The sequence below is a fragment of the Shigella sp. FC1544 genome, assembly GCF_001722145.1.
GTDB classification, from domain to species: Bacteria; Pseudomonadota; Gammaproteobacteria; order Enterobacterales; family Enterobacteriaceae; genus Escherichia; species Escherichia coli.
The window spans coordinates 1-481 of record NZ_MECT01000429.1 but is presented as its reverse complement, the minus strand read 5'-3'; the positions used below and the strand labels follow the sequence as shown (position 1 = coordinate 481).

Sequence of the window (481 nt, the reverse complement as noted above, 5' to 3'; positions counted from 1 at the left end):
CAGAATGAACATCCGCATCTTCCTGTTGAAAGTCGTCGTCAGGCAAAGGGAACTCGCTTCCTGTGGCAGCACAGCGATAAATGGATGACCGAATCCAGGCAGGAAAAGCTGATATGGCTGCGTGCGCAGATGAAGCTGACGAGCCTGTGCTGGGCGCTGAAAGAACTGGCAAAGGATATCTGGAGCAGACCATGGAGCGAGGAAAGACGCAACGACTGGCAGAGATGGCTGTCGCTGGCGGCCAACAGTGACGTCCCCATGATGAAGAATGTGGCTAAAACGATAGGGAAAAGGTTGTACGGTATCCTGAACGCCATGCGCCATGGCGTATCAAACGGAAATGCGGAAGCACTGAACAGCAAGATCAGGCTGCTGAGAATAAAAGCCAAGGGCTACCGCAACCGGGAGCGCTTTAAGCTGGGAGTGATGTTCCACTATGGGAAACTGAATATGGCGTTCTAAGCCTTCCCACCATGATCGG

At 53.0% G+C, this 481-nt stretch carries 1 protein-coding gene; it reads left to right on the top strand.

The window, feature by feature from the left end; translation table 11 throughout:
* On the top strand, positions 1–462 hold a 462-nt coding region (locus BGK49_RS17585; protein WP_052939195.1), incomplete at its 5' end, for an ISL3 family transposase.
* Positions 463–481: the final 19 nt, after the last annotated feature.